Source organism: Streptomyces sp. NPDC004647 (genome assembly GCF_040609575.1).
Lineage (GTDB): Bacteria > Actinomycetota > Actinomycetes > Streptomycetales > Streptomycetaceae > Streptomyces.
Genome location: NZ_JBEXKU010000042.1, coordinates 54,114 through 67,089 on the forward strand (window position 1 = coordinate 54,114; position 12,976 = coordinate 67,089).

A 12,976-nucleotide genomic window follows, 5' to 3' on the forward strand; every position below is an offset into this window, starting at 1 on the left:
TGCGCACTGCACTTATCCTGCTCCGTACCGCACGCTGGGCGGGGGCCTGGGGGCATCCCCGGTCGAACCCGACCCAGACGGCCCCAGGTTATGGAGCAGCGCATGACTTCCACCTTCCCGGACATCTCCATCAGTACGGACCGGCTGGTGCTGCGCCCGTTCGAGGAAGCGGACGTACCCGCGCTCACGGACATGATGAACGACGAACTCGTCGTCACCTGGACCACCGTGCCCCAGCCGTTCACCACCCAGCACGCCCGCGACTGGGTCACCCGGGCCGCTCCGTCCGAGCGCACCCATGGGCGCGGTATCGCCCTCGCCGTCACCGAGTTCCTCACCCAGCGGCTCGTGGGCACCATCCGTCTGCAGAACACCGACTGGCGTTGCCTGTCCACCGAGGTCAGGCACGCCACCGCCCCCTGGGCGCGCGGCGAGGGCTATGCCTCCGAGTCGGTGCACGCCCTCGCCCAATGGCTCTTCCAGGACCAGAAGTTCGAACGGCTCGAGCTGCGCACCGCCGCCGACAACACCGCCTCGCTGCAGGTCGCCCAGAAGATCGGCTGCATCAGCGAGGGTGTGCTCCGCAACGCCTGGATAGCCCGTACCCGGACCGAGGACGGAGGTTGGACGGACATCCGCACCGACCTCATCGTCTGGAGCCTCCTCCCCGAGGATCTCGAGGGCATATCCGAGGAGATGGCCGAGATCGCCGGATACGCCGGCCGTCCCGACTGGAGCTGACGCACCCGTCCTGCCGGACACGCCGTGAGCCGAACCGCCGTATAGGGCATAGGGCAACACGTCCGTATTAATGGGGTGGTCGGCGAGATCCCCGCCGAGGACGGGAATGCCGGGATCCGTCGTCCGGAAGAAACGGTCGGCTGCCGGGCCGGCGGCCGCTACACCCTGTATCCGTACGATCACCAACGCATCCGCCCGAGCTGGTCGGTACCGCTCGATGTAGTCTCACTGCGTCCCGAAACGCGCCGAGCCCAGACGAGCCAGGAGAGTCCCGACGATGGCCGACCGTGTCACCGTGATCGGGTGGGACGGCTCGCCGCTGACTGCCGCCGCCCGCTCCGCACTCGGTGCCGCCACCCTCGTGGCCGGCGCCGGACACCATCTGGCGCTGCCCGAGGTCCCGCCCGCCGCCGAGCGCATCCGCCTGGGCAGCGTGAATCTCGCCGCCCGCCGCATCGCCGGCCACCGCGGCACGGCGGTCGTACTCGCGGACGGTGACCCCGGCTTCTTCGGTGTCGTACGGGCCCTCCGCGCGCCCGAGCACGGCCTTGAGGTCGAGGTGGTGCCCGCGGTCTCCTCCGTCGCCTCCGCCTTCGCCCGGGCCGGTATGCCCTGGGACGACGCTCAGATCGTCGTCGCGCACAGCCGTGATCTGCGCCGCGCCGTCAACGTCTGCCGCGCACACCCCAAGGTCGCCGTACTCACCTCGCCCGGTGCCGGCCCCGCCGAACTCGCCCTGCTGCTCGGCCCGGTGCACCGCACCTTCGTCATCTGCGAGGAACTGGGCACCTCCCGCGAGCAGGTCACCGTCCTCACCTCCGACAAGGTCGCCGACCACACCTGGCGCGACCCCAACGTCGTCATCTCCATCGGCGGGTTCCAGAGCGCCGCCGTACCGGGAGTGGCCGTCCAGGGCGGCAACTGGATCGCCGGCCGGGACCCCGGACAGCCGTCCGCCGTCCGCGGCTGGGCCATGCCCGCCGACGACTACGGGACGGCGGAACTCGGTGAGGGCGAGACCCCGCAGCTCCGGGCCGCTCAACTCGCTCGGCTCGGACCCCGCGTGGGTGATCTCGTCTGGGACATCGGCGCGGGCAGCGGCGCCGCCGCCGTCGAGGCCGCGCGGTTCGGCGCCGCCGTCATCGCCGTGGACCGGGACGCCGACGCCTGCGGACGTACGGTCGCGGTGGCCCGCCGCTTCGGCGTCCAGCTTCAGGTCGTTCACGGCATCGCACCGCAAATCCTCGAAGACCTGCCGGAACCGGACGTCGTCCGGGTCGGCGGCGGGGGAGCCCCGGTCGTCGCGGCCTGCGCGGCCCGGCGCCCCGAGCGGATCGTCGCCCATGCCCCGACCCGTGACACGGCGGAGGCGATCGGCAGGGCTCTCTCCGACGCCGGATACGCCGTGGAGTGCGCGTTGATCCAGTCTGTGGAGTTGGACACGTCGGTGTCCTCGGCATGGGCCGAAAGCGAGCGTGCGGTGGCCTTTCTGCTGTGCGGACACCGCCTGCCCAGGCCTTGAGACGGACGTCCTGAAAGTCGCCCCGCGACCTGTGGAGCACCCCGCGGGAGGTAGTCTTTCGGACCTGTACCGCCGCGCTGCGTTCGGCGCTTCGTTCGCCAATGTCCCGAACGCACCCCCGGTTTGAGGGTGAGCGGTAGGGCGGTGGGACGGTCGGGGGACGCGTGACGTGCCGCCCGGCGCACACGCTCGTTGTCTCTTCGGGGCGGTGGCCGCGCCGCGGCCGGGCGCGCCGGACGAGCGGTTGGAAGGAGCATCACCGATGGGCGAGGGGTACGCATGACTGACACCGGCCAGGTCCCGGGAGAGGGACTGCCGGAGAACGCAGGCGGACAGCAGGAGACGCCGCAGTTCGCGGCTCCCGCCACCCCCGCAGGCGCCGGCCTGCCGGAGCAGTCGGGTACGGTCCCGGCGCCCGGTGCGTACGCCTTCCACCACCAGGCCGAGCGTGTGGCCGAGGAGGAGGACCAACTGCTGATGCCGGGCTCGCAGGGGCCGTGGAGCGACCTGCCGCCCGCCGGGGAGGGGCAGCCGCCCATGCCGTACCACTCCTCGGGACAGGTGCAGCTGCCGCAGCAGGTGAACCCGTACCAGCAGCACCAGGAGTCCCAGGGCCTGGCGCAGCCCCACGCCCAGCCGTATCCGCCGCTGCCGCACCAGCAGACGGAGCCGCACCAGCCCACGGACACGCACCACCCGACCGAGCCGCAGCAGCCGGGGCAGGAGGCGGCGATGCCGGGCGCCGGGCCCGAGGCACACCCTGCCGCCGGGTCCGGGGAGTACGAGCCGGGGATACATCAGTCCGGGACCCATGAGACGGGCGGCCGCGACACGGGGTCGGTCGACTACGGCGCCGTACGGATTCCGCAGCCGACCGCTCCGCAGTCCGCGGGCCGGACCTCCGGGCCGGCGACCCCGACGCCCGCGCGGCGCCCGCTGCACGCCGGACCTCCCGTGCCGGAGACGTCCGGTGGCGTCGTACGCTCCCTCGCCGACCGCGGCCCGGCAGGCACGCCGACCGCGGCGGCCCGTTACGCCGGGCCGGCCACCACGGGGCCCGAATATCTGGACGTGCCGCGCGAGGAGACTCCCGCCCCTGTACCGGCGTACGCGGAGCAGTACACCGCTTCGCTGCCCGGTCCGCAGCTCGGCGAGATCCCCGTACAGGGCACGGCCTGGGATCTCCAGCCGCCGTCCACCGCGCCGCAGGCTGCGCCGGGCCAGGTGCCCGGTGAAGCCGAGGGCTCAGCAGAAACGGTCGGCCGCGGGGCATCGGGTGAGGGCGCCGCTGATGCGGCGCCGGAGGCCGCGGAACCGGCCGCGCCCGGGTCCGGCTCCGCGTTCCCGTCCGTGCCGGAATCAGAGGTTCCGCATGACCGGTCGCCGGTCGCGGAGGGAGAGGGAACCTCCCCCGAAACAGCGGCACCTGGGGGGCCGGAGCAAGTGGACCAGCAGTGGGGCCGGCCGTCCGCCGGCGTCCCGGTGAGCCGGACCGAGCCCCGGCCGCCGTCCCCCGGGAACGGCTCGGTGCCGGCCGGGACCGGCGGTACGGAGCCCGGCGAGGCTGTGGAGCAGGCCGCGGCCGAGGTCGCGCAGCCGGTCCCCGCCGAGCCTTCCGACCCGCGCTCCCTGATGCAACCGCAAGCGGTACCGGTGACGCCGGAGGCCCCTGGCGAGGAGGCGGCGGCGCGGACCGAGGCGCCTGTCGCCGCCCAGCAGCCGGCCGAGATCTGGCCCGCGCCGGAGGCCTGGCCCGAACCCGAGTCCGAGACCGCGCGTGAGCCCGAGGCAGAAGCGGTCGTCGAGGCGGAGGCCGTGGCCGCACCTCCCGTCGTACTCGCCGACGCGCTCGTGGCGGCGAAGCCCGTACCGGCGGCGGAGGCGGCGGCGGAGGCGGCGGCGGAGCCCACTGACGTCGCGGAACCGGCTGAACAGGCCGCCGCGCAGGGCTCGCTGACCGAACAGTCCCCGGAGCAGGCTCCGGAAGAAACCACGGCGGAGAAGGCGGCGGAGGCGGCGGAGTCCGACGCCACCGACGCGGAGGCGTTCGCCGAAGCAGAAGCAGAAGCAGAAGCAAATGCCGAGGCCGATGCCGAGGCCGAGGCCGTCGTCGTGGCCGGGCCCGGGGGCGAAGGCAGCCCCGAGGCGACCGGAACCCCGGCCGCCGGGTACGGCGATGCCGAGCGCGAGGCCGTGCTCCGCGTCATGCGCGAACGCCGTGACATCCGCAACGGCTTCCGTACCGACCCGATTCCGCACGACGTCCTACTGCGCGTCCTCGAAGCGGCCCACACCGCGCCCAGCGTCGGGCACTCCCAGCCCTGGGACTTCGTGGTCATCCGCTCCGCCGAGACCCGCAGGACGATGCACGAGCTGGCCGGCCGCCAGCGCGAGGCGTACGCGAAGTCCCTGCCCAAGGGCCGGGCGAAGCAGTTCAAGGAACTGAAGATCGAGGCGATCCTCGACACCCCGGTGAACATCGTCGTCACCGCCGACCCGACCCGCGGCGGCCGCCACACCCTCGGGCGGCACACCCAGCCGCAGATGGCGCCGTACTCCTCCGCGCTGGCCGTCGAGAACCTCTGGCTAGCGGCGCGGGCCGAAGGCCTGGGCGTGGGCTGGGTCAGCTTCTTCGACGAGCGGGAGATGGTCCGGGCTCTCGGCCTGCCCGAACATCTGGAGGTCGTGGCCTACCTGTGCGTCGGATACGTGGACGAGTTCCCCGACGAGCCCGAGCTGCTCCAGGCGGGCTGGTCCAAGCGGCGCCCGCTGTCGTGGGTCGTCCACGAGGAGACGTACGGCCGCCGGGCCCTGCCCGGTGAGGACCCGCACGATCTGCTCGCCGAGACGCTGCAGGGGATCCGCCCGCTGGACGCGAAGGCGCTTGGCGAGGCGTGGGAGCGGCAGAAGCGGATGACGAAGCCGGCCGGCGCCCTCGGCATGCTGGAGATCATCTCCGCCCAGCTGAGCGGGCTGTCCCGGCAGTGCCCGCCGCCGATTCCGGAGCCCGCAGCCGTGGCGATCTTCGCGGGTGACCACGGCGTCCACGCCCAGGGCGTGACCCCGTGGCCGCAGGAGGTCACCGCGCAGATGGTCGCCAACTTCCTGGGCGGCGGGGCGGTCTGCAACGCCTTCGCCAACCAGGTCGGCGCCGAGGTCTGCGTGGTGGACGTGGGCGTCGCGGGCGAACTGCCGAGCACCCCCGGCCTGCTGCCCCGCAAGATCCGGCCCGGCACGGACGACTTCACCACCGGTCCCGCGCTGTCGCGCGAGGATGTGCTGCGCGCGATCGAGGTCGGCATCGAGTCGGCCCGGGACCTGGTCTCGGCGGGCAACAAGGCGCTGCTGACCGGTGAGATGGGCATTGCGAACACCACCGTGTCCGCTGCGCTGATCTCCGTCTACACGGGCAAGGACCCGGGCGAGGTCACCGGCCGGGGAACCGGCATCAACGACGAGACGCACGCCCGGAAGGTCGATGTCGTACGGCGGGCGCTGGAACTGCACCAGCCGGATCCGGCCGATCCCATCGGCGTACTCGCGGCGGTGGGTGGACTGGAGCACGCGGCACTCGTCGGGCTGCTGCTGGGCGCCGCGTCGCTGCGTACGCCGGTGATCCTGGACGGCGTCAGCGCCGGGGCGGCGGCGCTCGTGGCGCGGGCGATCGCCCCGGAGGTCCTGGCGGCGTGCATCGCCGGCCACCGGAGCGCCGAGCCGGGCCATGTCGCGGCCCTGACGAAGCTGGGGCTGCGGCCGCTGATCGATCTGGACCTGCGGCTGGGCGAGGGCACCGGCGCTCTGCTGGCGCTGCCGGTGGTGCAGAGTGCCGCGCGGGCGATGCACGAAGTGGCGACGTTCGATTCGGCGGGCGTCACGGAAAAGGCGTAGCAGGGCCCGTCCCCCGCCCCGGTGGATCACCGGGCGGGGGACGGCCCCGGCAGCCCGCGGGCCTGCCCGTCCGTCCGAAGGAGCCCCGGCCCGAGGCCGGGCTCTCATGGGGGTGATCCGCGAGACAGCAGGCGCGGCCCCCGCACCGTAAAGTGGCCGCAGCAGGGCCGCCGCCTGCACATTTCGCCGCTCCAGCGCCGCAGCGGCTCGTACCCCTCTCCCGCACGAGGAGCCGCACCGCCATGACCGACACCGCCGCCAGCGCAGCGCCCCCCGCTTACCCCGTCGGACTGCGTCTCGCCGGGCGCCGTGTCGTCGTGCTCGGCGCCGGCCAGGTCGCACAGCGGAGGCTGCCCGGGCTGCTCGCAGCGGGCGCCGATGTCCTGCTGATCGCTCCTTCGGCGACCCCGTCCGTGGAAGCGATGGCAGACGCCGGTGAACTGCGCTGGGAGCCCCGCCGCTACCGCGAGGGCGACCTGGCGGACGCCTGGTACGCGCTGATCAGCACCGACGACCCGGAGGCGAACGCCGCGGCCTCCGCCGAGGCCGAGGCCCGCCGCGTCTGGTGCGTGCGCAGTGACGACGCCGAGGCAGCCACCGCGTGGACGCCGGCCACCGGGCGCAGCGAGGGCGTGACCGTCGCGATCCTCACCGGCCGTGACCCACGGCGGTCCGCCGCGGTACGGGACGCGGTGGTGGAGGGCCTGCGTGACGGCACGATCGGCGCGCCCCGGCACCGGGCCCGTACGCCCGGAGTCGCCCTGGTCGGCGGCGGCCCCGGCGACCCGGATCTGATCACCGTGCGCGGCCGGCGGCTGCTGGCGGAGGCGGACGTGGTGATCGCCGACCGGCTGGGCCCGCGTGATCTGCTCGACGAACTCCCGCCGCACGTCGAGGTGATCGACGCGGCGAAGATCCCGTACGGCCGGTACATGGCCCAGGAGGCCATCAACAACGCACTGATCGAGCACGCGAAGGCGGGCAAGGCGGTCGTCCGGCTCAAGGGCGGCGACCCGTTCGTCTTCGGCCGGGGCATGGAAGAGGCCGAGGCGCTGGCGGAGGCGGGGATTCCGTGCACGGTGGTGCCCGGGATCTCCAGCTCGATCAGCGTGCCGGGAGCCGCCGGAATCCCGGTGACGCACCGGGGCGTGGCACATGAGTTCACCGTGGTGAGCGGCCATGTCGCGCCCGATGACGCGCGGTCGCTCGTCGACTGGCAGGCGCTGGCCCGGCTGCGCGGGACGCTGGTGCTGCTGATGGCCGTGGAGCGGATCGCGGCCATCGCCGAGACGCTCGTCGCACACGGCCGGCCGGCGGATACGCCGGTGGCGGTCATCCAGGAGGGCACCATGGCCGCCCAGCGCCGGGTCGACGCCACGCTGGCGACGGTGGCGGAGACGGTTCGGGCCGGGGACATCCGTCCGCCGGCCGTCGTGGTCATCGGCGAGGTGGTCGCGGTCGGCGCGCGTAACCGCAGGTAACTCGATCTGGACCCCGGCCGTTGGCACCACGACCAGGACAAGGCAGTATCACCCTGTGGCTGATCTCATCACGGTCGATGACCCCGCCGACCCCCGACTGCGCGACTACACGGGCCTGACGGACGTCGAGCTCCGGCGCAAGCGGGAGCCCGCGGAGGGGCTGTTCATCGCGGAGGGCGAGAAGGTGATCCGGCGGGCGAAGCACGCCGGTTACGAGATGCGCTCCATGCTGCTCTCCGCCAAGTGGGTCGATGTGATGCGGGATGTGATCGACGAGGTCCCGGCGCCGGTCTACGCGGTGAGCCCGGCGCTCGCCGAACAGGTGACGGGCTATCACGTGCACCGCGGCGCGCTCGCCTCCATGCAGCGCAAGCCGCTGCCGACGGCCGGTGAACTGCTGGCGACGGCCCACCGCGCTGTGCCAGGTCAGCGCATCGCAGTGTTCGAGGACATCGTCGATCATGCCAATCTCGGGGCAGCGTTCCGCAACGCCGCCGCGTTGGGAGTCGACGGGATCATGCTCAGCCCACGGTGTGCGGACCCGCTCTACCGCCGCTCGATCAAGGTCTCGATGGGCGCGGTCCTCCAGATCCCGTGGACCCGAGTCCGGTCCTGGCCCAGGGACATCGAGCTCCTCCGCGACGCGGGGTTCGCAACTGCCGCGCTCTGCCTGGACGAGAAGGCGATCACCTTGGACGAGCTCGCGGCCCGCCGGTACGAAAGGCTCGCCCTGGTATTCGGCACCGAGGGGGAGGGCCTGTCGACCGAGGCTCTCCGGGCGGTGGACGAGTGGGTGCGCATCCCGATGGCCGCAGGGGTGGACTCCCTCAACGTTGCCGCAGCGTCTGCCGTCGCCTTCTACGCCACCCGCCTCTGACGACCCTTGACGGGGCGGTTTCCTCGGTGCGGTACGCCCGGCTCGAGACCTGGCCGGGCAGGCTGGGAGCCGGTGCGCGAGGCCGGATTCGGACTGCTCGCGCACGCCCCGGACGCGAAGGCCTCGGTCATCGACGAGGCGGCCCCGCACCGGCTGGAGCGCGCTGATGCTCGGCGCGGAAGGCGACGGGCTCTCCACGCAGGGGCTGGTCGCGGTGGACGAGGGGGCCGGTATCCCGATGGCCCACGGCGTCGGCTCGCTGAATGCCGGCGCCGCGGCGGCTGTCGCGTTCTATGCCGTCGTGACGGGCCGGCCGGCGAACCGGAACCGCCTCAGCGGCCGGTCGCTGCCGTCTGTCCCAGCAGCCCCAGGCTGCGGGCGGCACCCTGACAGCCCTGAGCAGCCGCGATGCCCAGCGCCACCAGCAGGGTGACCGTGACGAACACGATCAGCCGCTGGCGCAGCAGCCGGCGGTTGATTCCGGGGCGGCGGCCCGACGAGGTCGGGCGCGAAGTCGTACGGCCGTTCGGGCGGGTGCCGTTGCGGGTGCCATTGCGTGTGGAGGAAGGCGCGCGCCGGTCGGGGCGCACCCCCGAGCGGGGCCCCGTACGAGCCGTGGAGGCACGCGGCGACTGGGCGCGCGGCGCGGGCATGCCCGCCGTGCGCTGCTCCGCGTACTCCTCGGCCGAGCTGCCGGTCGGCCGGTCCGGCTCACGGTGCAAGGGCCTGGGGCGGCTCTCGGACAGGCCGTGTGCCTCGCGCGCCGCGATCTCCTTGAGCCGCATCGACAGCTGCAGGGTGCTCGGCCGCTCCTCGGGTGCTTTGGCGAGGCAGGCCTGGATCAGCGGCGCGAGTGCGTCGGGAACGCCGAGCAGCTGCGGCTCCTCGTGCACCACGCGGTAGAGCATGACCTCCGAACTGCCCTGTCCGAAGGGCGAGTCCGCGGTGGCACAGTAGGCGAGGGTGGCGCCGAGCGCGAAGACGTCCGTCGCCGGGGTCACGGTGGCGCCGCGCACCTGCTCGGGGGCGAGAAAGCCCGGCGAGCCGACCGCCGTGCCGACATGCGTCAGTGTGCTGGCCCCGGTCGCCCAGGCGATGCCGAAGTCGATGATCCGCGGGCCCTTGGGGGAGAGGAGGATGTTCGACGGCTTGAGGTCTCGGTGCACAACCCCGGCCTCGTGCACGGCCACCAACCCCTCGGCCAGCGCAGCGCCGACCGATGCGGTCTGCGCTGCGGAGAGGGGGCCCTGTTCGCCCACCTTGTCGTGCAGCGAGGGCCCCGGCACGTACTGGGTGGCGAACCACGGCCGGTCGGCGTCCAGATCGGCGGCCACCAGCCGGGCCGTGCAGCCGCCGCGGATCCGCCGGGCAGCCGACACCTCGCGTGCGAAGCGCGACCGGAATTCCTGATCCTCAGCCAGATCCGGCCGGATCACCTTGAGCGCGACCCGCTGCCCGCGCCGGTCCGAGCCGAGGTACACCACGCCCATGCCGCCCGCGCCCAGCCGCCTGTGGAGCCTGAACGAGCCGACAACACGCGGGTCCTCGCGCCGGAGCCGCATCATCGCCATGTCCGTCCCCTGCCTCCGGTGGGGAGGCCCCACTCCGCTGACCATCCGTCTGACGTGCCACAGCTTACGGATTGACGGCCTGGTGCGCTCATAGGCCGCGCATGCGTCGGGCGACGGATTGCCGATGCCGGGCGGGATTTCCAGGGACCGGCCCGGGAGTTGCCGCGCCAGGGCTCCCCGCGGGGCCCACGCGTCCTCAACGGCGCTCCGTAGAAGGGGCATTGGGTCGGTGCGGAGCGCCCAGGAGGGGCTGACCGCGGACGTCGCGGGCACGTCGTGGACGTACCGCGTGGTGGCCGTGAGCGTCGGTCGCGGGGTGCCACGGGCGGTACGCGGGGGAGTGGCCCAAGTGAGCGAAGTCACCCGGCCGATGGCTTCGCACGGGGGAATCGGTGCTGCGTACAGCCCGTTTGACGGCTCGCAGCGGGCCGACGCCGCCCGGACATCCGGTGCCGGGGGGCCGACGACGGTGAACGCCCCCTCGGGGAAGACCCCAAAGGACCACGGCGGATCTCCACCCTGGGGAGTATCCGGAACCGCCGGCTGTCATCCTCCGGGAGGCCAGGCAATCGGTACGAGGGCATGACGCCTCTGTTCCGGCGCGCACCTAATCTTGAAATCAAGCGGCGGGTGCAGCACTCGTCCCCCGAGGTCAGACGCCCGCCGCCCCAGACGAGACGGGAGCGGGGCAATGGCGGACCCGGCAGGACGAGCAGTCATGTGGTCGCAAGGACGCAAGGCAGTCGCCGCGTTCGGCGTCAGCCGGTCCGGCACGCGCCACCCTCTGGTCGCCTCCGCGATGGTGCTGCCGCTGGCGGTGCTGCTCACGGTCGTCTTCGGCGGCTGGGAGGCCGTCGTCACACAAGCGTCGTCCGTGGCCGGTCTGCTGGGGCGCTGAGCGGCGCCACAGTCCCGGGAGAGCGGCCCGGGAGCGGTCCCCCGGACGGGAGTCCGAGGGAAGGCCTTCCGGCCATCAACCCCGTGGGGACGGGGGTACGGCGGACGGCACGAATGCCCGGACAGCTGGGGAGCTGTCCGGGCATTGCGCCGTCCGGGAGCAGCACATCGCGCGGCTTGCGGGCGCGGGCCCGCCGCGTCATCCGAAAGCGGTAGCGGCTCAGCGCGCAGGACGGCCTTTCCCGAGGGCGCCGGACCGGGGCCGGGGCTTGAGCCGAGGCCGAGGCCGGGGCTTGAGCCGGGGCCGGGGCTTGAGCCGGGGCTTGAGCCGGGGCTTGAGCCGGAGCGGTATGAGCCGGAGCGGTATGAGCCGGAGCCGGGGTATGAGCCGGGGCCGGGGCCGGGGTATGTGCCGGGGCCGGGCAGCCGTACGCGGCCCGACCGGCGTACCATCCGGGCCTGACCCGCGGCGCGAGCCGAGGCCGGACCGGCCGGAGGGCAGGCAGGCGGGATCGAGCAGGGGGAAGCGTTGGGCGCGTCGCTCACCGAGCAGCTGGCGGCGCTCGGCCGCAAGGCGGCACCGGATCCGGGCACCCGGGTGCCGTGCCCGGCAGCCCCCGAGCGCAACGGCCCTGCCGGGGAAGCGGTCGTGCTGGCCGACAGACCGGACGGCACCGTGGTCCGTGTGGGCCCGATCGTCTCCAAGGCGCACGCGCCCGGCACCGACCGTGCCGCGCTGACCGCCCGGCTCCGTGTCGCCGCCCACCCGCGCCTGACCGGTGTGCTGTTGCCGCCGCTGCCGGTGTCCGGCGACGGCGGCCTGACCGACGTCCTGCACGACGGGCGCCCCGCGAGCCTGTGGCCGCTCGGAGCCCCCGTCGCACCGGACGATCCGGACGCCGCCCCCTGGGAGGAGGCCGCGGCGCTCCTCGCCCGGCTGCACTCCGTACCCCTCTCCGCGCTGCCCGGCCCGCTGCCGCCCATGCGCGGCCCCGCCAAGGTCGCCCGGGCCGCCGCCCGGCTGCGGGCGGTCGTTCCGTCACCCGCGGGGGAGACGGTGCTGCGTGCCTGGGCCCGCCTGCCGGCCTGGTCGCGGGACGAGGCCACGCCCCCGCCGTGCGAACGCCTCTGCCACGGCGACCTGCACCTCGGGCAGCTGGTCCGGCACCCCGTCCCGGACGGCCCGTGGCTGCTGATAGACGTCGACGATCTCGGCTTCGGGGACCCGGCGTGGGACCTCGCCCGCCCCGCGGCCTGGTACGCCTCAGGGCTGCTGCCCCCGGACACATGGCAGCGGTTCCTGGCTGCGTACCGCAGTCACGCGGGCCCCGCCCTGCGGACCGAGGGCGACCCGTGGCCGCAACTCGACATCCCCGCCCGCGCCTTGACGGTCCAGTCGGCCGCCCTCGCACTCGTCCGCGCGGACACCGAGCGTCGCGCCCCCGACGAGGTCGAGCAGGCACTGGTCGACGCCTGCGCGCGTATTGTCCAGCTGCCTTCCGACGTGCCCGGCGACCGCGCGTCGTAGGCTGAACTCGTCGTCGCCGGGCGGAGCTTCCGGCGATTTCCGATGGACTGGCGAGGAGCTGAACCGACGATGCAGTGTCCCAAGTGCCATGCGCCGATGCATACGTACAACCGCAACGGTGTCCAGATCGAGCAGTGCAGCGGTTGCCGGGGGATCTTCCTCGACTACGGGGAGCTGGAGTCGCTGAGCCGGCTCGAGTCGCAGTGGGGGCAGCAGGCTCCGCCGCCGCCCGGCCCGCAGGCCTACCCCGCCGCCCCGGCCTGGGGCGCCCCGCACCAGGGCCACCACCAGGGCCACCACGGGGGCCACCATGGGCACCACCGCCAGAAGAGCTTCGGCCGGATGCTCTTCTCCTCCTGAGCCAGGCGGAAACGACCGAGGGCCGGAGCATCAGCTCCGGCCCTCGGCTTTTCGGTGTGGACGATACTGGGATTGAACCAGTGACCTCTTCCGTGTCAGGGAAGCGCTCTC

9 protein-coding genes and 1 pseudogene are annotated in these 12,976 nt (G+C 73.5%); 9 read left to right on the forward strand and 1 reads right to left on the reverse strand.

Annotation, left to right across the window (positions count from 1 at the left end; all coding sequences use genetic code 11):
• Positions 1–102: 102 nt before the first annotated feature.
• The 6 genes and pseudogenes from ABZW18_RS19885 to ABZW18_RS19910 form a co-directional block, all read left to right on the forward strand.
• Entirely contained in the window at positions 103–741 is a 639-nt protein-coding gene (locus ABZW18_RS19885) for a GNAT family N-acetyltransferase (RefSeq protein WP_356189070.1), read from the forward strand.
• 277 nt (positions 742–1,018) lie between these two features.
• Positions 1,019–2,263, forward strand: a complete 1,245-nt coding sequence (cbiE, locus tag ABZW18_RS19890; protein ID WP_356189072.1) for a precorrin-6y C5,15-methyltransferase (decarboxylating) subunit CbiE — start codon at positions 1,019–1,021, stop codon at positions 2,261–2,263.
• A 279-nt stretch (positions 2,264–2,542) separates the two neighbouring features.
• Positions 2,543–6,151, forward strand: coding sequence for a nicotinate-nucleotide--dimethylbenzimidazole phosphoribosyltransferase (cobT, locus tag ABZW18_RS19895; RefSeq protein ID WP_356189074.1), 3,609 nt, complete (start codon positions 2,543–2,545; stop codon positions 6,149–6,151).
• 242 nt (positions 6,152–6,393) lie between these two features.
• Positions 6,394–7,632, forward strand: coding sequence for a uroporphyrinogen-III C-methyltransferase (gene cobA / locus ABZW18_RS19900; protein WP_356189076.1), 1,239 nt, complete (start codon positions 6,394–6,396; stop codon positions 7,630–7,632).
• A gap of 55 nt (positions 7,633–7,687) precedes the next feature.
• A complete protein-coding gene (locus tag ABZW18_RS19905; RefSeq protein WP_356189077.1) occupies positions 7,688–8,509 on the forward strand; it encodes an RNA methyltransferase in 822 nt (273 codons plus the stop codon).
• Positions 8,510–8,520: 11 nt separating this feature from the next.
• Positions 8,521–8,831 (forward strand): annotated as a pseudogene (locus ABZW18_RS19910) (TrmH family RNA methyltransferase); the annotation flags it as partial.
• Between the two features lie 10 nt (positions 8,832–8,841).
• Here ABZW18_RS19910 and ABZW18_RS19915 read toward each other — a convergent pair.
• Positions 8,842–10,080: a serine/threonine-protein kinase gene (locus ABZW18_RS19915; protein WP_356189079.1), complete on the reverse strand. Its 1,239-nt coding sequence runs from the start codon at positions 10,078–10,080 to the stop codon at positions 8,842–8,844.
• Between the two features lie 691 nt (positions 10,081–10,771).
• On the opposite strand from ABZW18_RS19915, the gene ABZW18_RS19920 reads away from it, so the two are divergent.
• The 3 genes from ABZW18_RS19920 (at position 10,772) to ABZW18_RS19930 (ending at position 12,865) form a co-directional block, all read left to right on the forward strand.
• A complete protein-coding gene (locus ABZW18_RS19920; protein ID WP_356189081.1) occupies positions 10,772–10,978 on the forward strand; it encodes a hypothetical protein in 207 nt (68 codons plus the stop codon).
• A gap of 597 nt (positions 10,979–11,575) precedes the next feature.
• Positions 11,576–12,505, forward strand: a complete 930-nt coding sequence (locus ABZW18_RS19925) for an aminoglycoside phosphotransferase family protein (RefSeq protein WP_356189096.1) — start codon at positions 11,576–11,578, stop codon at positions 12,503–12,505.
• Between the two features lie 69 nt (positions 12,506–12,574).
• Complete coding sequence (locus tag ABZW18_RS19930; protein ID WP_356189083.1) at positions 12,575–12,865, forward strand: zf-TFIIB domain-containing protein; 291 nt, start codon at positions 12,575–12,577, stop codon at positions 12,863–12,865.
• The last annotated feature ends 111 nt before the right edge of the window (positions 12,866–12,976 follow it).

What these genes read in the sequence shown, in the direction of transcription:
- ABZW18_RS19920 (WP_356189081.1), top strand. Translation starts at nt 10,772, where the DNA reads ATGGCGGACCCGGCAGGACGAGCAGTCATGTGGTCGCAAGGACGCAAG.
- cobA (WP_356189076.1), top strand. Translation starts at nt 6,394, where the DNA reads ATGACCGACACCGCCGCCAGCGCAGCGCCCCCCGCTTACCCCGTCGGA.
- cobT (WP_356189074.1), top strand. Translation starts at nt 2,543, where the DNA reads ATGACTGACACCGGCCAGGTCCCGGGAGAGGGACTGCCGGAGAACGCA.
- ABZW18_RS19930 (WP_356189083.1), top strand. Translation starts at nt 12,575, where the DNA reads ATGCAGTGTCCCAAGTGCCATGCGCCGATGCATACGTACAACCGCAAC.
- ABZW18_RS19885 (WP_356189070.1), top strand. Translation starts at nt 103, where the DNA reads ATGACTTCCACCTTCCCGGACATCTCCATCAGTACGGACCGGCTGGTG.
- cbiE (WP_356189072.1), top strand. Translation starts at nt 1,019, where the DNA reads ATGGCCGACCGTGTCACCGTGATCGGGTGGGACGGCTCGCCGCTGACT.
- ABZW18_RS19915 (WP_356189079.1), bottom strand. Translation starts at nt 10,080, where the DNA reads ATGGCGATGATGCGGCTCCGGCGCGAGGACCCGCGTGTTGTCGGCTCG.